The organism is Streptomyces erythrochromogenes (assembly GCF_036170895.1).
Classification (GTDB): Bacteria; Actinomycetota; Actinomycetes; order Streptomycetales; family Streptomycetaceae; genus Streptomyces; species Streptomyces erythrochromogenes.
The window spans coordinates 3,319,315-3,338,583 of sequence record NZ_CP108036.1 but is presented as its reverse complement, the minus strand read 5'-3'; the positions used below and the strand labels follow the sequence as shown (position 1 = coordinate 3,338,583).

Genomic DNA, 19,269 nt, shown 5'->3' with positions numbered 1-19,269 from the left:
CGTGGAGTGTCTCTGCTTCGGATCGCTGTGCGTTGAGTAGAAGATTGCCCGGCCGACTTAACCGGGGTGTCCGTCGACTGTCACAGCACTGTCACAGCGACCGTCGGAAGGACCCCGGCGGACTCACGCAGGATCTCGTCCCCCTGACGGTCGAACTCCCGACTGCCCATGAGACAGAATGAGCCCGTGCCTTTCCTGTTGCTGATCGAGGACGACGACGCCATCCGCACGGCCCTCGAACTCTCCCTGTCACGCCAGGGCCACCGTGTGGCCACCGCGGCGACGGGCGAGGACGGCCTGAAACTGCTGCGCGAGCAGCGGCCGGATCTGATCGTGCTGGACGTGATGCTGCCGGGGATCGACGGCTTCGAGGTGTGCCGGCGGATCCGCCGCACCGACCAGCTGCCGATCATCCTGCTCACCGCGCGCAGCGACGACATCGACGTGGTCGTCGGCCTGGAGTCCGGAGCCGACGACTACGTGGTCAAGCCCGTCCAGGGGCGGGTCCTCGACGCCCGCATCCGGGCCGTACTGCGCCGCGGCGAACGCGAGTCGAGCGACTCGGCGAGCTTCGGCTCCCTCGTCATCGACCGCGCCGCCATGACCGTGACGAAGAACGGCGAGGACCTCCAGCTCACGCCGACCGAGCTGCGACTCCTCCTCGAACTGAGCCGCCGGCCCGGCCAGGCGCTCTCCCGCCAGCAGCTGCTGCGCCTGGTGTGGGAGCACGACTACCTCGGCGACTCGCGGCTCGTCGACGCCTGCGTCCAGCGGCTGCGCGCCAAGGTCGAGGACGTGCCCTCCTCGCCCACCCTGATCCGTACGGTCCGGGGCGTCGGCTACCGCCTGGACTCCCCGCAGTGATCCGGTCGTTGCTCGCGGGCCGGCGCTGGACCAGCCTGCGGCTGCGGCTCCTCGTCGTCTTCGCACTGGTCGCCCTGACGGCCGCCGTGTCCGCGTCCGGGATCGCCTACTGGCTCAACCGCGAGGCCGTGCTCACCCGCGTCCAGGAGGCCGCCCTCGGCGACTTCCGGCAGGAGATGCAGAACCGTGCCGCCGCGCTGCCCGCCGACCCGACGCCCGAGGAGCTGCAGCGCACCGCCGAGCTGATGGCGGGCAGCAGCCCCGGCTACAGCGTGCTGCTCGTGCAGGAGGGCAAGGACAACCGCCAGATGTACGGCGCGGCCGGGCCCGACAACTTCCGGCTGACCGACGTCCCGAAGTCCCTGCAGAACGCGGTGAACGACCGTCAGAAGACGACGGCGGCCAACGACGCCGAGTACCACGTGTACTGGCAGCGCACGAAGCCGCGCGGCAACCCGTACCTGGTCGGCGGCACGCGGATCGTGGGCGGCGGGCCGACCGGCTACATGTACAAGTCCCTCGCCCAGGAGCGGGACGACCTCAACGCGCTCGCCTGGTCGCTGACCATCGCGACCATCCTCGCCCTGCTCGGCTCCGCGCTGCTCGCGCAGGCCGCGGCCCGCACCGTGCTCAAGCCCGTACAGCGGCTGGGAGACGCGGCGCGGCGGCTCGGCGAGGGCGAACTGGACCACCGCCTCGACGTGTCGGGCACCGACGAACTCGCCGACCTGTCGCGCACCTTCAACAAGACGGCCGAGGCGCTGGAGAAGAAGGTCGCCGACATGAGCGCGCGAGAGGAGTCGAGCCGGCGCTTCGTCGCGGACATGTCGCACGAACTGCGGACGCCGCTGACGGCGTTGACCGCGGTGGCCGAGGTGCTGGAGGAGGAGGTCGACGACCTCGATCCGATGATCGCACCGGCGGTGACCCTGGTCGTCAGCGAGACCCGGCGCCTGAACGACCTGGTGGAGAACCTGATGGAGGTCACCCGCTTCGACGCGGGTACGGCGAGGCTGGTGCTGGACGACGTCAACGTCGCCGACCAGGTCACGGCCTGCATCGACGCCCGGGCCTGGCTCGACGCGGTCGAACTCGACGCCGGGCGCGACATCGTGGCGCGCCTCGACCCGCGCCGCCTCGACGTCATCCTGGCCAACCTGATCGGCAACGCGCTCAAGCACGGCGGCTCGCCGGTGCGGGTGTCGGTGACCGTGGAGGGGGACTGGCTGGTGATCGCGGTCCAGGACAACGGGCCGGGCATCCCCGAGGAGGTCCTGCCGCACGTCTTCGACCGCTTCTACAAGGCGAGCGCGTCGCGGCCGAAGTCGGACGGGAGCGGGCTCGGACTGTCGATCGCCGTGGAGAACGCGCACATCCACGGCGGCGACATCACCGCGGCCAACGTGCCGGGCGGCGGGGCGCTGTTCACCCTGCGGCTGCCGGTGGACGTGGGAAAGGCGATCACTGGTGATTTGGATGCGTAGGGCCCTGCCGGCGGTGCCGGCCGTACTGGTCCCGCTCGTCGGGATCGCGCTGCTCGCGACCGCGGGCTGCGGGATCCGGGCGACGACCGTGCCCGTGGACGTGGGCGCGGCGCCGTCGCGCGTCTCGTGCGACACCCCGGCGCAGCCGGGCGGGCAGAGCGGGGGGCCGGGTTTCCAGGCCACGGTGGAACTGGTCTGCGGATCGCAGCTGGTGGGCGTGGAGCGGGTCGTTCCGATGGCGGAGAAGGGCACCGTACGGGATCCCGTCGCGCAGGCCGCGCAGGCGCTGCTGGAGGCGCTGGAGCGGACGCCGAGCGCGGAGGAGCGGGACGCCGGCTTCTCGACCGGGGTGCCGGCCGGGCTGACGGCGGGCGCGCCGAAGCCGGGCGACCCGGCGGGCACGGTGCGGCTCAGCCGCAAGCCGGAGGACCTGCCGCCGGTGGCGTTGTCGCAGATCGTGTGCACGCTGGCGGGCAGCGAGACGGTGTCGGCCGGCCCGGGGCCGGTGGTCCTGGGCGGACCGGACGCCGATCCGCCGCGGGCGTGGGAGTGCACGGACGCGGTCCGCTCCCGCCCGGAGTCTGTCCCCACCCTGGGCGAAATCGTCCGCCCGACGGCGTCCGCGTCTCCGTCCCCGGGCGCCTGACCGCACGGACGGGCGCGCCGCCGCTGGGGGCGGAGCCCGGGAAACGTCGACGGCCCCCTGAGCCGGGACTCAAGGGGCCATCGTGGCCGGGCTCGCCGGACGGGACGAGGCAGGCCGGTTCATGCCGAAGGGCTACAGGCCCATCGCCGCCGCGAGGTCCTTCTTGATCGCGTCCAGGACTTCCTGGCCGGTCGCGCGGGCCGACGTCAGGTCGGAGGCCTCGGCCACCGGGACGACGACCTCCAGGTAGCACTTCAGCTTGGGCTCCGTGCCCGACGGGCGGCAGATGACCCGGGCCTTGTACGCGCCGTCCAGGTAGTAGCGCAGGCCGTCCGTGGGCGGCAGCGACTCCGTGCCCTTGGTCAGGTCCTCCGCCGAGACGACCCGCAGGCCCGCGAGCGAGACCGGGGGCTCGGCGCGCAGCGCGGCCATCGCCGAGGCGATCACCGACAGGTCCGAGACGCGGACCGAAAGCTGGTCGGTGGCGTGCAGTCCGTGGGCCATCGCCAGGTCGTCCAGCAGGTCGGTCAGGGTGCGGCCCTGCTCCTTGAGCTCCGAGGCCAGTTCGGCGACCAGCAGGGCGGCGGTCACGCCGTCCTTGTCGCGGACGCCCTCGGGGTCCACGCAGTAGCCGAGCGCCTCCTCGTAGCCGTAGCGCAGGCCCTCGACGCGGGCGATCCACTTGAAGCCCGTCAGGGTCTCCTCGTAGCCGACGCCCGCCGCCTCCGCGATCCGGCCCAGCAGGCTGGAGGAGACGATGGACTCGGCGAAGACGCCGGTCGCGCCCTTGTGGACCAGGTGCGCCGCGAGCAGCGCGCCGACCTCGTCGCCGCGCAGCATCCGCCAGCCGTCCGCGGTGGGGACGGCCACCGCGCAGCGGTCCGCGTCGGGGTCGTTCGCGATCACGATGTCCGGCTGGACCTCGGCGGCCCTGGCGAAGGCCAGGTCCATCGCGCCCGGCTCCTCCGGGTTGGGGAACGCCACGGTGGGGAAGGCCGGGTCCGGTTCGGCCTGCTCGGCGACCAGGACCGGCTCCGGGAAGCCGTGCCGGGCGAAGGCCGCCATCACGACGTCCTTGCCGACGCCGTGCATGGCCGTGTAGACGGTCCGCACGCCGCGCGGGCCGCCGGGGGTCAGCACGGCGTCCGTACGGGCCAGGTAGGCCTCCAGGACCTCGTCGCCGAGGTCCTCCCAGCCGGATTCCGGGCGGGGGACCGAGGCGAGCGTGTCGATGCGGGCGATCTCCGCCGCGATCTCCGTGTCGGCCGGGGAGACGATCTGCGAGCCGTCGCCGAGGTAGACCTTGTAGCCGTTGTCCCGTGGCGGGTTGTGGCTCGCGGTCACCTCGACGCCGGCCACGGCGCCCAGGTGCCTTGTGGCGTACGCGAGGACGGGCGTGGGCAGCGGGCGGGGCAGGACGGCCGCGCGCAGCCCGGCGCCGGTCATGACGGCCGCGGTGTCGCGGGCGAAGTCCGCCGACTTGTAGCGGGCGTCGTAGCCGACGACGACCAGGCCGCCGGCGTGGCCCTGGGCCTTCAGGTAGGCCGCGAGGCCCGCCGCGGCCCGGATGACCACGCTGCGGTTCATCCGCATCGGGCCCGCGCCGATCTCACCGCGCAGTCCGGCGGTGCCGAACTGGAGGGTGCCGGAGAAACGGTCGGTCAGTTCCGCCGTGTCGCCCGCCCCGATGAGGGCGTCGAGCTCGGCCGCCGTCTCCGGGTCGGGGTCCTCCGCCAGCCAGGCCTGCGCCCGGGTGATCAGGTCGTCCTGTTCCTGCACTACTTCCGCCTTACCTCTCGTACGGTCCCGGGGCCTCAGATGCGGGCGAGGACCTGGGTCAGCAGCTTGCCCATGCGCGCGGCCGAGTCGCGGCCGGCCTGGAGGACCTCTTCGTGGTTCAGCGGCTCGCCGGAGATGCCCGCCGCCAGGTTGGTGACCAGGGAGATGCCGAGCACCTCGGCGCCGGCCTCACGGGCGGCGATGGCCTCCAGCACGGTGGACATGCCGACCAGGTCGGCGCCCATGACGCGGATCATGTTGATCTCGGCCGGGGTCTCGTAGTGCGGGCCGGGGAACTGGACGTAGACGCCCTCCTCCAGGGAGGGGTCGATCTCCTTGCACAGCGCGCGCAGCTGGGGCGAGTACAGGTTCGTCAGGTCCACGAAGTTCGCGCCGATGATCGGCGAGGTGGCCGTCATGTTGATGTGGTCGCTGATCAGGACCGGCTGGCCGGGCTGCATGCCCTCGCGCAGACCGCCGCAGCCGTTGGTCAGCACGACGGTCTTGCAGCCGGCGGCGACGGCGGTGCGGACACCGTGGGCGACGGCGGCGACGCCGCGGCCCTCGTAGTAGTGGGTGCGGCCCAGGAAGACCAGCGCGCGCTTGTCGCCGATCTTGTACGAGCGGACCTTGCCGCCGTGTCCTTCGACGGCGGCCGGGGGGAACCCGGGCAGCTCGGTGACGAGGAACTCGGCCTCGGGGGCGCCCAGGGCCTCGGCGGCGGGCGCCCAGCCGGAGCCCATGACGAGGGCGACATCGTGGGTCTCGGCGCCGGTGAGCTCCCGCAGGCGGGCGGCTGCGGCGTCGGCGGCGGCGGTGGGATCGGTAACAGATGCGTTCACGCAGACGAGCGTAGCCGCTCATTGCCTACGCGCGTAGATGGCACAGCTCACCATGCTCGGATCGTTGTCTTGTCGTTTCCGACCAAATGTCCGCGGCCACCCGCCGTGACCTGCGATGACCTTGGGTGACCGCCCTGGGCGGCCCGCCCCGGGCGGCCCCGCCGCGGGATCAGCAGGGGCGCTTGCGCAGCTCCATCACGTAGTCGTGCGGGGCGCCCGCGGACTCGGCCGCGTCGGCGATCTCGCCCAGGTAGCGCGCGGAGGGCAGACCGCCCTCGTAGCCGTTGAGCACGTAGCACCAGGCGGCGTCCTCGCCGTCCAGCGTGTGCACCCGGATCCGCATGCGCCGGTAGATGTCGAGCCCGACGCCCTCCCAGCGGTCCATGGAGTCCTCGTCGAGCGGGGCGATGTCATAGAGGGCGACGAAGACCTGGTGGCGGGGCGCCTCGACGATCGTGGCGAGGGAGCCCTCCCAGCCCATCTGCTCGCCGCCGAAGGTCAGCCGCCAGTCGTTGATCCAGCCCGTGCCGCGCAGCGGCGAATGGGGAGCGCGGCGCGTCATCAGCCGCGGGTCGAGGTTGCCGGCGTACGCGGCGTAGAGCGACATGAGGTCGAGGGTACGGGAGGGGTGGCCGTGGAGGCGTGCCCGGCCGGGCGTACCCCCGGACGGAGTCCTGCGGCGGGACCGGGCGCGAAGCACCTTGAAGCGTGCGGGACAATGGAGCACGGAATGCATCCCCCGGGGAGAACCCCCGGAACACCGGCCGGGGCGGCAGCCGGCCGGGTAGACGTGAGGCGGACTTTTCGTGACCCGGATCGTGATCATCGGCGGCGGACCCGGCGGGTATGAGGCGGCCCTCGTAGGGGCCCAGCTCGGCGCGGAGGTGACCGTCGTGGACTGCGACGGTCTGGGAGGGGCCTCGGTCCTGACCGACTGCGTACCTTCCAAGACTCTGATCGCGACCGCAGAGGTGATGACCACCTTCGACTCCTCCTACGAGGAGCTGGGGATCATCGTCGCGGACGACACACCGCACATCGAGCAGGCCGCGCGCGTCGTGGGCGTGGACCTCGGCAAGGTGAACCGGCGCGTCAAGCGCCTCGCGCTCGCCCAGTCGCACGACATCACCGCCTCCGTCACCCGCGCCGGCGCCAAGGTCATGCGCGGCCGCGGCAAGCTGGGCGGCCCGCAGGGCATCGACGGCACCCGGGACGTCATCGTCACCGCCGCGGACGGCACCGAGACGATCCTGACGGCGGACGCCGTCCTCATCGCCACCGGCGGCACCCCGCGCGAGATCCCGGACGCCCAGCCCGACGGCGAGCGCATCCTGAACTGGACCCAGGTCTACGACCTGGACGAGCTCCCCGAAGAGCTCATCGTGGTCGGTTCCGGTGTGACCGGCGCCGAGTTCGCCGGCGCGTACCAGGCGCTCGGCTCCCGGGTCACCCTGGTGTCCTCCCGCGACCGCGTGCTGCCGGGCGAGGACCCCGACGCGGCGGCCGTCCTGGAGGACGTCTTCCGGCGCCGCGGCATGAACGTCGTCGGGCGCTCGCGCGCCGAGTCCGCCAAGCGGGTCGGCGACCGGGTCGAGGTCACCCTCTCCGACGGCCGGGTGCTGACCGGCAGCCACTGCCTGATGGCGGTCGGCGCGATCCCGAACACCGCGAACATGAACCTGGAGGAGTCCGGCGTCCGGCTCAAGGACTCCGGGCACATCTGGACCGACAAGGTCTCGCGCACCTCCGCGCCGGGCGTGTACGCCGCCGGTGACGTCACGGGCGTCTTCGCGCTCGCGTCCGTCGCCGCCATGCAGGGGCGCATCGCGATGTACCACTTCCTCGGCGACGCGGTGGCCCCGCTGAACCTGAAGACGGTGTCCTCGAACGTCTTCACCGACCCGGAGATCGCCACCGTCGGCTACACGCAGGCGGACGTGGACGCCGGCAAGATCGACGCCCGTGTGGTGAAGCTGCCGCTGCTGCGCAACCCGCGCGCCAAGATGCAGGGCATCAGGGACGGCTTCGTGAAGATGTTCTGCCGCCCGGGCACCGGCATCGTGGTCGGCGGTGTGGTCGTCTCCCCGCGCGCGAGCGAGCTCATCCACCCGATCTCGATCGCCGTCGACAACAATCTGACGGTCGAGCAGATCGCAAACGCGTTCACCGTGTACCCCTCGCTGTCGGGGTCGATCGCCGAGGTGGCGCGCCAGCTGCACACGCGGAAGGCCGCCGGGGAGGCGTGACCGGCCCCAACCGCCCCACACCCCAAGGGTGTTGGGGCGGTGCGGCGCCGCGTGGCCGTACGTTCACCCAGACCTCGGGCCGCGTATACCACTAGTCGCCCTGCCATATGGACAACTTCGGTATTCCGGCGCAAAGAGCTGAAAGCAGACGGTCGCTGGGGTTACTGTCAGTTTCGTGTTCGCTGCAGAACGTCGCCAATTGATCCTCGAAATGGTGCGGGCCAACGGAGCGGTTTCGCTCCGGGAGCTCGCCCGCGTCGTCCAGACCTCCGAAGTGACCGTACGGCGGGACGTGCGGGCACTGGAGGCCGAAGGACTCCTCGACCGCCGACACGGCGGTGCGGTCTTGCCGGGCGGTTTCACGCGGGAGTCCGGCTTTCCGCAAAAGTCCCATCTCGCGACGGCGGAGAAGACCGCCATCGCCGATGTCGCGGCCGGCCTCGTCGAAGAGGGCGAGGCCGTCGTCGTCGGCGCGGGCACCACGACGCAGGAGCTGGCCCGCCGGCTCGCCCGCGTGCCCGGCCTGACCGTCGTCACCAACTCCCTCCTGGTCGCCCAGGCGCTGGCCCACGCCAACCGGGTCGAAGTCGTCATGACGGGCGGCACCCTGCGCGGGTCCAACTACGCCCTCGTCGGCAGCGGAGCCGAACAGTCCCTCCAGGGGCTCCGGGTCTCCCGCGCCTTCCTTTCGGGCAGCGGCCTGACGGCGGAGCGGGGACTGTCCACGTCCAACATGCTCAGCGCGAGCGTGGACCGCGCCCTCGTACAGGCCGCGGCGGAGGTGGTCGTCCTCGCGGACCACACGAAGCTCGGCACCGACACCATGTTCCAGACGGTGCCGACGGACGTCATGACCCGCCTGGTCACGGACGAGCCGCCGCCGCACGACGACCGGGCGGCCACCGAGCTCCAGGCGCTGGCGGACCAGGGTGTCCAGATCACCGTGGCCGGCGGCCCCGTCGCCTCCGGCGGCGTGGACGGCATGGGCACCCGCCGCCCCCGCCGGGAGTCCCCCCTCCCGGTGCAGCGCCGCGGCGGCCCGACGGGCCAGCTGCGCAGTGCACCCGGCGGGATGCTGGAGCAGCAGGCGGAGCGGGCACGGGTCGCCGACATGCGGCGTCGCTAGGTCCTGTCGGGCCGTCTTCCCGGAGGTGCGGCCCCGTTCGGACACAACACGCGAAGGCCCCGCCCGGTCGAACCGGGCGGGGCCTTCGCGTGTGGCCGAGGACGAGGACGTCAGTCCTTGATCTCGCAGATCGTGGCGCCGGAGGTGACCGAGGCGCCGACCTCGGCGGTGAGGCCGACGATGGTGCCGGAGCGGTGCGCGTTGAGCGGCTGCTCCATCTTCATCGCTTCCAGTACGACGATCAGCTCGCCCTCGGTGACCTGCTGGCCCTCCTCGACCGCGACCTTGACGATCGTGCCCTGCATCGGGGAGGCGAGCGTGTCGCCGGAGGCGGCCGGGCCGGACTTCTTGGCCGCGCGGCGCTTCGGCTTCGCGCCGCCCGCGGCGGCCGTGCGGGCCAGGGTCATGCCGAGGGAGGACGGCAGCGAGACCTCGAGGCGCTTGCCGCCGACCTCGACGACGACCGTCTCGCGGCCCGGCTCGTCCTCGGTCTCCTCGGCGGCGGGAGCCGTGAACGCCGGGATCTCGTTGACGAACTCGGTCTCGATCCAGCGCGTGTAGACGGTGAAGGGGCTGCCGTCGGTGGGGGCGAACGCCGGGTCGACGACGACCGCGCGGTGGAAGGGGATGGCCGTGGCCATGCCCTCGACCTCGAACTCGGCGAGTGCGCGGGCGGCGCGCTGCAGCGCCTGCTCGCGGGTGGCGCCGGTGACGATCAGCTTGGCCAGCAGGGAGTCCCAGGCCGGGCCGATGACGGAGCCGGACTCGACGCCCGCGTCGAGGCGGACGCCCGGGCCCGTGGGCGCGACGAACTTCGTCACCGTGCCGGGCGCCGGGAGGAAGCCGCGGCCCGGGTCCTCGCCGTTGATGCGGAACTCGATGGAGTGACCGCGCAGGACCGGGTCGCCGTAGCCGAGCTCCTCGCCGTCGGCGATGCGGAACATCTCGCGGACCAGGTCGATGCCGGAGACCTCTTCGGTGACCGGGTGCTCGACCTGGAGGCGGGTGTTGACCTCCAGGAAGGAGATCAGGCCGTCGGCGGAGACCAGGAACTCGACGGTGCCGGCGCCGACGTAGCCGGCCTCCTTCAGGATGGCCTTGGACGCGGCGTACAGCTCCGCGTTCTGAGCCTCGGTCAGGAACGGCGCGGGGGCCTCCTCCACCAGCTTCTGGTGGCGGCGCTGCAGGGAGCAGTCGCGGGTCGAGACGACGACGACGTTGCCGTGCGAGTCGGCCAGGCACTGGGTCTCGACGTGGCGCGGCTTGTCGAGGTAGCGCTCGACGAAGCACTCGCCGCGGCCGAAGGCGGCGACGGCCTCGCGGACGGCGGATTCGTAGAGCTCCGGCACCTCTTCGAGGGTGCGGGCGACCTTCAGGCCGCGGCCGCCGCCGCCGAAGGCCGCCTTGATGGCGATCGGCAGGCCGTGCTCCTTGGCGAAGGCGACGACCTCGTCGGCCCCGGAGACCGGGTCCGGCGTACCGGCGACCAGCGGCGCACCGGCGCGCTGGGCGATGTGGCGGGCGGCCACCTTGTCGCCGAGGTCGCGGATGGCCTGCGGCGGCGGGCCGATCCAGGTCAGGCCGGCGTCGAGCACGGCCTGGGCGAAGTCGGCGTTCTCGGACAGGAAGCCGTATCCGGGGTGGATGGCGTCCGCACCCGAGTCGGCGGCGGCCTGGAGGACCTTGGAGATGTCCAGGTAGCTGGTGGCCGGGGTGTCACCGCCCAACGCGAAAGCTTCGTCGGCCGCGCGGACGTGCAGAGCGTCCCGGTCCGGATCGGCGTAGACGGCTACGCTCGCGATCCCGGCGTCCCGGCAGGCCCGAGCAACGCGGACAGCGATTTCGCCACGGTTGGCGATGAGCACCTTGCGCACGATGGCTCCCTCCTTGAAACAAGCTGAGTTTAGGGACAGCCCACACGGCCTTTCGACCCTTCCCCGGTGGTGACCTTGCCCACACAGAGTGTGATGCGAGGCCCGCTCCGCCGGGGAACCCTTGTGGCGCCCCAGGTCAGGGGGATCCCCGACTGCACAGTAACCCCGTCATGTAGCCAAGGTCTCTGTCTCCCCGGTCAGCGGCCCCGGGTGATTCTTTGTCGAGTCCCTACGAACGGCCCACATTTTCTTTGCCGGCGAGCGAGGAGTTGTCCCCTTGTTTACTGATTGGTAGCTCCGTCGTCCCGCAGGGCGAACCGGGACAACACCGTACCCACAGCGAGGCGGCCGACCGTGGTCCCTACGGGCCGCAGCGCGCCGGGCGTGTACTCCGGACGGGCGATGCGGACGCATCTCTTGCCCGCGGGGCTACCCGTTAGTAGCCTCCAGGCGTCGAACGGGCGTATGGCGCTTGGGGGGTGGGTGCACGTGGTGCGAAGACTCGTGGCCGGACTGGCCGCGATCGTGCTGGTAGCGGAAGCCGCCGTGCTGGTGCTCGTCCACATCGTGCTGGGCCGGACCACGGCCAACCAGTCGATGTCCATCGCCGGCAGCGATCCGGACGTCATGTCCAAGGCCACCTACGCCATGGGCGCGGGCATGGGCGCCTTCCTCCTGCTGTGCGCCGCGCTCGCCGCCCTCGCCGCGCTGCGCGACCGCTCCCCGGGCCGCTTCGGGCGCGTCGTGCTCGTCAGCGCCGCCGTCACCCACGCGGTGCTCGGCATGCTCGCCGTCGGCCTGGTCGGCTGGGCGGCCTTCGCGGCGCTGATGCTGATCCTGTGCCTGCTCGTACTGATCCTGACGCTCTACCCCGCCGCCGCCCGGCAGGGTGACGGCGGCGGCCCGGTCGAGGACGCCCCGCCACCGCCGCCGTTCGGGGAGCTCAAGCCCACAAGTCCGTGATGGACACGTCCAGTTCGCCCAGCAGGGAGCGCAGCAGCGGCATGGACAGGCCGATCACGTTGCCGTGATCCCCGTCGATGCCGTCGATGAACGGCGCCGACAGCCCGTCGAGGGTGAACGCCCCCGCCACGTGCAGCGGCTCGCCGCTCGCCACGTACGCCGCCACCTCCGCGTCCGTCGGCTCGCCGAAGCGGACCGTCGTCGACGCCGTGGCCGAGACCTGCCGCCCGGTCGTCGTGTCGATCACGCAGTGCCCGGTGCGCAGCACGCCGGCGCGGCCGCGCATCGCCTTCCAGCGCGCGGTGGCCTCCTCGGCGTCCGCGGGCTTGCCCAGCGCCTCGCCGTCCAGCTCCAGCACCGAGTCGCAGCCGATCACCAGGGCGCCCGAGGCCTCGTCCAGGGCCGCCACGACGGCCGCCTTCGCCTCGGCCAGCGCCAGGGCCAGCTCCGCCGGCTCGTCGTGGTCCAGGGTGTCCTCGTCGAAGCCGCTGACGATCACGTGCGGGGCGAGACCGGCCTGCCGCAGCAGGTTCAGCCGGGCGGGGGAGGCGGAGGCGAGGACGAGCTTGCGCACGCTCGCGGGCTGGGATGTGGCAGTCATGCCCGCCATCGTAGGTGCGCCCGGGTACGGCTCAGAAGTGGCTCACACCGAGGACGTAGACCACCACGAGCATGGCGAGGGCGAGCACCACGGTGAGCCGCCGGATCATCGCCTGCGCGTCGCGCATGTCCTTGGGCGGCTCGTTCTTCGGGTCGGACCAGAGCATGTTCCGATCCTGGCCCCGGGAACGGGTGCGGCGCCTGAGTACGGGTACTCAGCCGCCGCCCCGCGTTCACGTCATCCCGGCTGCAGCCGGGGCCGGTCCCGACACCCGGGTCGGCCCGGCCATCCGGGTGGGCCCGCTAGCCGGGCCAGTACGTCCGGCCCCAGGCCCGCGGCCCCGGCTGCGGAAACCGCCGCCGGGCCACCCGGGCCGGCGTCGACCACTCGTCCGAGACCTGCGGGGGGCCCGACGGCGCCGACGAGGCCAGCAGCGCCGCGCGCGCCTGGACCACCGCCAGTGCGGCGGCCAGCTCCTCCGGGGTCGGATTGCCCTTGACGACCTTGATCACCACGGTGACCTCCTGGAGGGACTAGAGGGGGATGTTGCCGTGCTTCTTCGGCGGCAGGGACTCCCGCTTGGTGCGCAGCTGCCGCAGCCCCTTCACCACGTGCGCACGGGTCTCGGACGGCATGGTCACCGCGTCGATGTAGCCGCGCTCGGCCGCCGTGTACGGATTGAGCAGCGCGTCCTCGTACTCGGCGATGAGCCGGGTCCGGGTCTCCTCCACCTCCTCGGGAGCGGTCTCGGCGAGGGTGCGGCGGTGCAGGATGTTCACCGCGCCCTGCGCGCCCATGACGGCGATCTGCGCGGTCGGCCAGGCCAGGTTCAGGTCCGCGCCGAGGTGCTTGGAGCCCATGACGTCGTAGGCGCCGCCGAAGGCCTTGCGGGTGATGACGGTGATCAGGGGGACGGTGGCCTCGGCGTACGCGTAGATCAGTTTGGCGCCGCGCCGGATGATTCCGTTGTACTCCTGGTCGGTGCCCGGGAGGAAGCCCGGCACGTCCACGAACGTCAGCACCGGGATGTTGAAGGCGTCGCAGGTCCGCACGAAGCGGGCCGCCTTCTCGGAGGCGTCGATGTCCAGACAGCCCGCGAACTGCATCGGCTGGTTGGCGACGACGCCCACCGGGTGGCCCTCGACCCGGCCGAAACCGGTCAGGATGTTCGGCGCGAAGAGCGACTGCGTCTCCAGGAACTCCGCGTCGTCCAGCACGTGCTCGATCACGGTGTGCATGTCGTACGGCTGGTTCGCGCTGTCCGGGATCAGCACGTCGAGCTCGCGGTCGCTGTCGGAGACCTCGGTGTCGGCCTCCTCGGGGAAGGCGGGCGGCTCGGAGAGGTTGTTCGACGGCAGGTACGAAAGGAGCGACTTCACGTACTCGATGGCGTCCTTCTCGTCACCCGCCATGTGGTGCGCGACGCCGGACGTGCTGTTGTGCGTACGCGCACCGCCCAGCTCCTCGAAGCCGACGTCCTCGCCGGTGACCGTCTTGATGACGTCCGGGCCGGTGATGAACATGTGCGAGGTCTGGTCCACCATCACCGTGAAGTCGGTGATCGCGGGCGAGTACACGGCGCCGCCGGCGCAGGGCCCGACGACCAGGCTGATCTGCGGGATCACGCCCGAGGCGTGGACGTTGCGGCGGAAGATCTCGCCGTACATGCCCAGCGCGCTGACACCCTCCTGGATGCGGGCGCCGCCGGAGTCGTTGATGCCGACGAGCGGGCAGCCGGTCTTCAGCGCGAAGTCCATGACCTTCATGATCTTCTGGCCGAAGGTCTCGCCGAGGGCCCCGCCGAAGACGGTGAAGTCCTGCGAGAACACGGCGACGGGGCGCCCGTCGACCGTGCCGTAGCCGGTGACGACGCCGTCGCCGTAGGGGCGGGTCTTCTCCAGCCCGAAGTTGGTGGAACGGTGCCGGGCGAACTCGTCCAGCTCGACGAAGGATCCCTCGTCCAGCAGTAGGGCAACCCGCTCACGCGCCGTCAGCTTGCCCTTGGCGTGCTGCTTCTCCACGGCGCGGGCGGAACCGGCGTGGGTGGCTTCGTCGATGCGGCGCTGCAGATCCGCGATCTTGCCCGCGGTGGTGTGCATGTCGATCGGCTCTGACGGATGTGACATCGGGGTCGCGGCTCCCTGCATGGTGTCAACTGCCTGGTCAATTGATTGACTACTGCTGGCTACTGGTGCGTAGCGTATCGGCGGGCATGGCGCTCGGCAGTGCGGCGTTTGACACACCTACATTGGGTTGCATGACGCCATCAGATGCATCAGCCGGAGCCTCCGCAGGTCGTTGGTCGAGCCTGGACCGGCCGCCGCTCAATGCCGCCGCGCTGCGGCGGGCCCTCGTCACCGGGGACGGGCTGTGGACCTCGCTGGAGGTGGTCGCCTCCACCGGGTCCACCAATACCGACCTTGCCACGCGGGCGGCGGAGCTGCCCGAGGGGGCCGTGATCGTCGCCGAGGAGCAGAGCGCCGGACGCGGCCGGCTCGACCGGAGCTGGGTCGCTCCCGCCCGGTCCGGGCTGTTCTTCTCCGTGCTGTTCAAGCCGGGCGACGCGGTGCCGCAGGAGCAGTGGGGGTGGCTGACCCTCCTGGCCGGCGTGGCCACCGCGACCGGGCTCTCCCGGGCCGCCGGCGTGGACACCGCCCTCAAGTGGCCCAACGACCTGCTGGTCAGTGTGGAGGGGGAGGAACGCAAGACCGGCGGCATCCTCGCCGAGCGGGTCGAGGACGGCGTGATCGTCGGCATCGGGCTCAACGTCACCCTGACCGAGGAGGAGCTCCCGGTTCCGGCCGCCGGGTCGCTGCTGCTGGCCAAGGCCACGGTGACCGACCGCGAGCCCCTGCTGAAGGCCGTGCTGCGGTCCCTGGAGGAGTGGTACGGGAACTGGCGCGCCGCCGGCGGCGACCCGGCGGCCAGCGGGCTCCAGGAGACCTACGCGGCGGGCTGCGCCACCCTCGGCCGGCACGTGCGCGCGGAACTCCCCGGCGGGCGCACCCTCACCGGAACGGCCGAAGCCGTCGACACCGATGGCCGCCTGGTGATCCGTACGGCCGAAGGCACCCACGAGGCGGTGGGGGCCGGCGACGTCGTCCACCTGCGGTCCGTGCACTGACGGGGGTGGGGCCGGGCGTGCCGCGAAATGCGCGAAATGCTGCGTTTCGGGCGTGTACGGCCTCATGTGCCGCCGTGCGGGGCCCGGGGTCGGTCCCGGATCGAAGCCGGGGAGGGGGAGTGAGCTACGGCACACCTGCCGTATGGTTTAGGCGATCCCGCTGCTCGTGGTGATCAACCGGTTCGGCAGGGCAGTGCGCACGGAATGGACAGGAGGCGGCCCTTGACCGTCGACGACTCTGCCTCCGGCGCGTCCGCCCCCGGGCCCAGTGGCCCGGGCACGCCGATCGGGCGCGACCAGCACACTCCCCACCACGAGGTCGACCACACCGTGCAGCCGACGGCGGATCCCCTCGCGATCCGCCTGGAGCAGCTGATCCTGGGCGCCGAGCGCCGGTACACGCCCTTCCAGGCCGCCCGCAGCGCCGGGGTGTCGATGGAGCTCGCCTCCCGCTTCTGGCGGGCCATGGGCTTCGCCGACATCGGCCAGGCCCGGGCGCTGACGGAGGCGGACGTGCTGGCCCTGCGCCGGCTCGCCGGCCTCGTGGAGGCCGGGCTGCTGTCCGAGCCGATGGCGGTGCAGGTGGCCCGGTCCACCGGGCAGACCACGGCGCGGCTGGCGGAGTGGCAGATCGACTCCTTCCTGGAGGGGCTCACGGAGCCGCCGGAGCCGGGGATGACCCGTACGGAGGTCACGTACCCCCTGGTCGAGCTGCTCCTGCCCGAGCTGGAGGAGTTCCTCGTCTACGTGTGGCGCCGCCAGCTGGCGGCGGCCACCGGACGCGTGGTGCAGGTCGCGGACGACGAGGAGATGGTCGACCGGCGGCTCGCGGTGGGCTTCGCCGACCTGGTCGGCTTCACCCGCCTGACGCGCCGGCTGGAGGAGGAGGAGCTCGGCGAGCTGGTCGAGTCCTTCGAGACGACCGCGGCGGACCTGGTGGCCGCGTACGGCGGCAGGCTGATCAAGACGCTCGGTGACGAGGTGCTGTACTGCGCCGACGACGCGGCGACGGCCGCGGAGATCGCGCTGCGGCTCATCGAGACGATGGAGGCCGACGCGCAGATGCCCGAGCTGCGGGTCGGGATCGCCTTCGGCACGGTGACGACCCGGATGGGCGACGTCTTCGGGACCACGGTGAACCTCGCGAGCCGCCTGACGTCGATAGCCCCCAAGGACGCGGTGCTGGTGGACGGGGCCATGGCCGAGGAGCTCTCCCGGACCGGCGCCGCGCCGGTGTCGGAGAAGGAGGCGGAGACGGAGCCCGACGAGGGCGCGGCCTACCGGTTCGCCCTCCAGCCGATGTGGCAGCGGCCGGTGCGCGGTCTGGGCGTCGTGGAGCCCTGGTCGCTGACGCGCCGCAAGCGCCGCTGACACCCGCCCGCCCGCTCCGGCTGCCGCCGACTCCGCGCCGGCGCGCCCCGGGCGCCGCGTGCGCCCGCGCCGAGCCGCGGCACCGGCGCCGGGCGCAGCCGGCCCCGCCCGGGCCGAGCCCCCGTCACTCCCGCCCGAGGCGTCTTCGGCGTCTGCGGGCGGTCGGACGGAAGCCGCGACCCCACTGGGATGCGCCACGGCCCCTACCGATCGACAGGAGACCGCCTACTATCCCGACGTAACGTTCGTTAACAGGGAGGGTCCTATGGCGTCCGAGTACGAGTCGGAGTTCGTGGCGGTACGCCGCCACGAGGGCGGGGTCGCGGAGCTGGTCCTGGACCGCCCCAAGGCCATGAACGCGGTCTCGACCGACATGGCCCGCGCCATCGGCGCGGCCTGCGCCGCGCTGGCCGCGGACCGTTCCGTGCGGGTGGTCGTGCTCTCCTCCACCGCGGAGCGGGCCTTCTGCGTGGGGGCCGACCTCAAGGAGCGCAACTCGCTCTCCGACGCCGAGCTGGTGCGGCAGCGGCCGACCACGCGCGGGGCCTACGGCGGCGTGCTGGAGCTGCCGATGCCGACGGTCGCGGCGGTGCACGGCTTCGCGCTGGGCGGCGGCTTCGAGCTGGCCCTGGCCTGCGACGTGATCGTCGCCGACGAGACCGCGGTGGTCGGCCTGCCCGAGGTCTCCGTGGGTGTGATCCCGGGCGGCGGCGGTACGCAGCTGCTGCCGCGCCGCGTGGGCGCGGCGCGGGCCGCCGAGCTGATCTTCACCGCGCGCCGGGTGGAGGCCGCCGAGGCGCTCTCCCTGGGGCTGGTGGACTCCGTGGTGCCGGCGGGCCGGGACACGGCCGAGGCGCTGGCCCTGGCGTCGCGGATGGCCGCGAACTCGCCGGTGGGCCTGCGGGCCGCCAAGCGCGCGCTGCGGCTGGGCCACGGGATGGACCTGGCGGCCGGCCTGGAGATCGAGGACGCCGCCTGGCGGACGGTCGCCTTCTCCGGCGACCGGGTGGAGGGCGTGGCGGCCTTCAACGAGAAGCGCAAGCCGAACTGGCCGGGCGAGTAGGCCCCGCACCGGAAGCCGGACCCGGCCGGAAGTCGGACCTGATGCCCGGCCGGAGGCCCGGCCGGGCATCAGGGGCCACCTCAGGTGATCTTGGTGGCGTCGAAAGTCGCGCCAATTGTCTCAAAATCTGACAAAACTCCCTAACCTGGGGTGATGGGAGCTGACGGGCGGCTGCGAGCCGTGGTGGGCCTCGCCCAGGCGATGGCCGCGGCGAGCACGCCGCGCGACAGTGTGCGTGCGGCCGCGCGGGGCGCGCGCCTGGCGATGGACGGCTCGTTCGCCGCGATCTCCGCGTGGGAGCGGGAGCGCGGGTGCCTGCGCGTGCTCGTCAACGAGGGCGAGCGGCGCGCGGGCGAGGAGGAGTTCCCCGAGGACGAGTCCTATCCGGTGCACGACTTCCCCGAGATCACCGAGTTCCTGCACGAGCGGTGGGTGGGCGGCGGCGGCCCGCACGCCTGGGTCGAGAGCGCCGTCGGCGACCGGCCGGGGCGGCGCGGCGAGGCCCTGCGCCGCCGCGGCCGCGGTACGTGCGTGGTCGCGCCCGTCGTGCTCAGCGGGCGGGCCTGGGGCGAGCTGTACGTCGCCCGGGACGAGGGGCTGCCCGACTTCGACGAGGACGACGCGGAGTTCGCCACCGTGCTCGCCGCCGTGGTCGCGGCCGGCCTCGCGCAGAACGAGCGCCTGGAGGAGGCGCGGCGGCTCGCCTTCACCGATCCGCTGACCGGGCTCGCCAACCGCCGGGCCGTCGACATGCGCCTCGACGAGGCCCTGGAGGAGCACCGGCGGACCGGGGTCGTCGTCAGTCTCGTCGTCTGCGACCTGAACGGGCTGAAGAAGGTCAACGACACCCTCGGGCACGCCATGGGCGACCGGCTGCTGGAGCGGTTCGGCTCGGTCCTGAGCCTGTGCGGGGCCATACTGCCGGGCGCGCTGGTCGCGCGTCTGGGCGGCGACGAGTTCTGCCTGGTCGGGGTCGGCCCGCCGGCGGACGAGGTCGTCCGGGTCGCCGAGGAGCTGTGCACCCGCGCGGCCGGGCTGGAGCTGGGCGAGGGTGTGGCCTGCGGGGTGGCCTCGACCGGAGACCCGATCGGGCCGGTGAAGTCCTCCCGGCGGCTGTTCCGCCTCGCGGACGCCGCCCAGTACAAGGCGAAGGCGGCGCGTTCGGCCGGGCCGGTGGTGGCGGGCCGGGACACCGCGGTGGTGCGGCTGGCGGACGCCGCCGCCCAGGAGGCGCCCGGTGAGCGGCGCCGCTTCCGCGGCCGCCAGTGACCGCGGGCCGGATGCCG

18 protein-coding genes are annotated in these 19,269 nt (G+C 72.5%); 10 read left to right on the top strand and 8 right to left on the bottom strand.

From position 1 onward, the window contains the following. The first annotated feature begins 186 nt into the window (after positions 1–186). The 3 genes from afsQ1 to OHA91_RS14890 are packed head-to-tail and all read left to right on the top strand — an operon-like array spanning position 187 to position 2,994. A complete protein-coding gene (gene afsQ1, locus OHA91_RS14900; protein WP_063754818.1) occupies positions 187–864 on the top strand; it encodes a two-component system response regulator AfsQ1 in 678 nt (225 codons plus the stop codon). Then, a complete protein-coding gene (locus OHA91_RS14895; protein WP_276566278.1) occupies positions 762–2,348 on the top strand; it encodes a sensor histidine kinase in 1,587 nt (528 codons plus the stop codon). The genes afsQ1 and OHA91_RS14895 overlap by 103 nt, the downstream gene beginning before the upstream one ends. Beyond that, positions 2,341–2,994 (top strand): hypothetical protein, encoded by a 654-nt coding sequence (locus tag OHA91_RS14890; RefSeq protein ID WP_051893084.1) that lies wholly within the window; start codon positions 2,341–2,343, stop codon positions 2,992–2,994. The genes OHA91_RS14895 and OHA91_RS14890 overlap by 8 nt, the downstream gene beginning before the upstream one ends. Positions 2,995–3,126: 132 nt before the next feature. Here OHA91_RS14890 and OHA91_RS14885 read toward each other — a convergent pair whose 3' ends face one another. The 3 genes from OHA91_RS14885 to OHA91_RS14875 all read right to left on the bottom strand — a co-directional run bounded on the left by OHA91_RS14885 (position 3,127) and on the right by OHA91_RS14875 (position 6,222). Continuing rightward, the gene (locus OHA91_RS14885; protein ID WP_328739360.1) at positions 3,127–4,773 is read right to left on the bottom strand and encodes a phospho-sugar mutase; all 1,647 of its coding nucleotides are present in this window, start codon (positions 4,771–4,773) and stop codon (positions 3,127–3,129) included. Between the two features lie 35 nt (positions 4,774–4,808). Further along, entirely contained in the window at positions 4,809–5,615 is an 807-nt protein-coding gene (locus OHA91_RS14880) for a purine-nucleoside phosphorylase (RefSeq protein WP_030764436.1), read from the bottom strand. Between the two features lie 169 nt (positions 5,616–5,784). Then, positions 5,785–6,222, bottom strand: a complete 438-nt coding sequence (locus tag OHA91_RS14875; protein ID WP_031149742.1) for a gamma-glutamylcyclotransferase — start codon at positions 6,220–6,222, stop codon at positions 5,785–5,787. A 199-nt stretch (positions 6,223–6,421) separates the two neighbouring features. Between OHA91_RS14875 and OHA91_RS14870 the strand changes: the two genes are divergently transcribed. Both OHA91_RS14870 and OHA91_RS14865 read left to right on the top strand, forming a co-directional pair. Beyond that, entirely contained in the window at positions 6,422–7,861 is a 1,440-nt protein-coding gene (locus OHA91_RS14870; RefSeq protein WP_031149743.1) for an NAD(P)H-quinone dehydrogenase, read from the top strand. Between the two features lie 175 nt (positions 7,862–8,036). Beyond that, on the top strand, positions 8,037–8,987 hold the full coding sequence (locus OHA91_RS14865; protein ID WP_078959233.1) for a DeoR/GlpR family DNA-binding transcription regulator: 951 nt from the start codon (positions 8,037–8,039) through the stop codon (positions 8,985–8,987). A 110-nt stretch (positions 8,988–9,097) separates the two neighbouring features. Here the strand turns inward: OHA91_RS14865 and OHA91_RS14860 are convergent, their stop codons facing one another. Continuing rightward, positions 9,098–10,861, bottom strand: a complete 1,764-nt coding sequence (locus tag OHA91_RS14860; RefSeq protein ID WP_031149745.1) for an acetyl/propionyl/methylcrotonyl-CoA carboxylase subunit alpha — start codon at positions 10,859–10,861, stop codon at positions 9,098–9,100. A gap of 489 nt (positions 10,862–11,350) precedes the next feature. Here OHA91_RS14860 and OHA91_RS14855 point away from each other — a divergent pair, with 489 nt between their 5' ends. Continuing rightward, the gene (locus OHA91_RS14855; RefSeq protein ID WP_245240078.1) at positions 11,351–11,824 is read left to right on the top strand and encodes a hypothetical protein; all 474 of its coding nucleotides are present in this window, start codon (positions 11,351–11,353) and stop codon (positions 11,822–11,824) included. On the opposite strand, the gene OHA91_RS14850 is transcribed toward OHA91_RS14855, so the two are convergent. From OHA91_RS14850 to OHA91_RS14835, 4 genes are all read right to left on the bottom strand, one after another. Beyond that, positions 11,805–12,434: a Maf family protein gene (locus OHA91_RS14850; RefSeq protein ID WP_408059170.1), complete on the bottom strand. Its 630-nt coding sequence runs from the start codon at positions 12,432–12,434 to the stop codon at positions 11,805–11,807. The genes OHA91_RS14855 and OHA91_RS14850 overlap by 20 nt on opposite strands. Positions 12,435–12,456: 22 nt before the next feature. Continuing rightward, positions 12,457–12,591, bottom strand: a complete 135-nt coding sequence (gene mmpB / locus OHA91_RS14845; protein WP_257856429.1) for a morphogenic membrane protein MmpB — start codon at positions 12,589–12,591, stop codon at positions 12,457–12,459. Between the two features lie 136 nt (positions 12,592–12,727). Then, on the bottom strand, positions 12,728–12,940 hold the full coding sequence (locus OHA91_RS14840; RefSeq protein ID WP_031149748.1) for an acyl-CoA carboxylase epsilon subunit: 213 nt from the start codon (positions 12,938–12,940) through the stop codon (positions 12,728–12,730). 18 nt (positions 12,941–12,958) lie between these two features. Next, the gene (locus tag OHA91_RS14835; protein WP_031149749.1) at positions 12,959–14,551 is read right to left on the bottom strand and encodes an acyl-CoA carboxylase subunit beta; all 1,593 of its coding nucleotides are present in this window, start codon (positions 14,549–14,551) and stop codon (positions 12,959–12,961) included. Positions 14,552–14,682: 131 nt separating this feature from the next. Here OHA91_RS14835 and OHA91_RS14830 point away from each other — a divergent pair, with 131 nt between their 5' ends. The 4 genes from OHA91_RS14830 to OHA91_RS14815 all read left to right on the top strand — a co-directional run bounded on the left by OHA91_RS14830 (position 14,683) and on the right by OHA91_RS14815 (position 19,252). After that, on the top strand, positions 14,683–15,549 hold the full coding sequence (locus OHA91_RS14830) for a biotin--[acetyl-CoA-carboxylase] ligase (protein ID WP_031149750.1): 867 nt from the start codon (positions 14,683–14,685) through the stop codon (positions 15,547–15,549). Positions 15,550–15,771: 222 nt separating this feature from the next. Continuing rightward, positions 15,772–16,920, top strand: a complete 1,149-nt coding sequence (locus OHA91_RS14825) for an adenylate/guanylate cyclase domain-containing protein (protein ID WP_031149751.1) — start codon at positions 15,772–15,774, stop codon at positions 16,918–16,920. Between the two features lie 265 nt (positions 16,921–17,185). Further along, positions 17,186–17,983, top strand: coding sequence for an enoyl-CoA hydratase/isomerase family protein (locus OHA91_RS14820; RefSeq protein ID WP_266498248.1), 798 nt, complete (start codon positions 17,186–17,188; stop codon positions 17,981–17,983). A 153-nt stretch (positions 17,984–18,136) separates the two neighbouring features. Next, on the top strand, positions 18,137–19,252 hold the full coding sequence (locus OHA91_RS14815; protein ID WP_031149755.1) for a GGDEF domain-containing protein: 1,116 nt from the start codon (positions 18,137–18,139) through the stop codon (positions 19,250–19,252). The last annotated feature ends 17 nt before the right edge of the window (positions 19,253–19,269 follow it).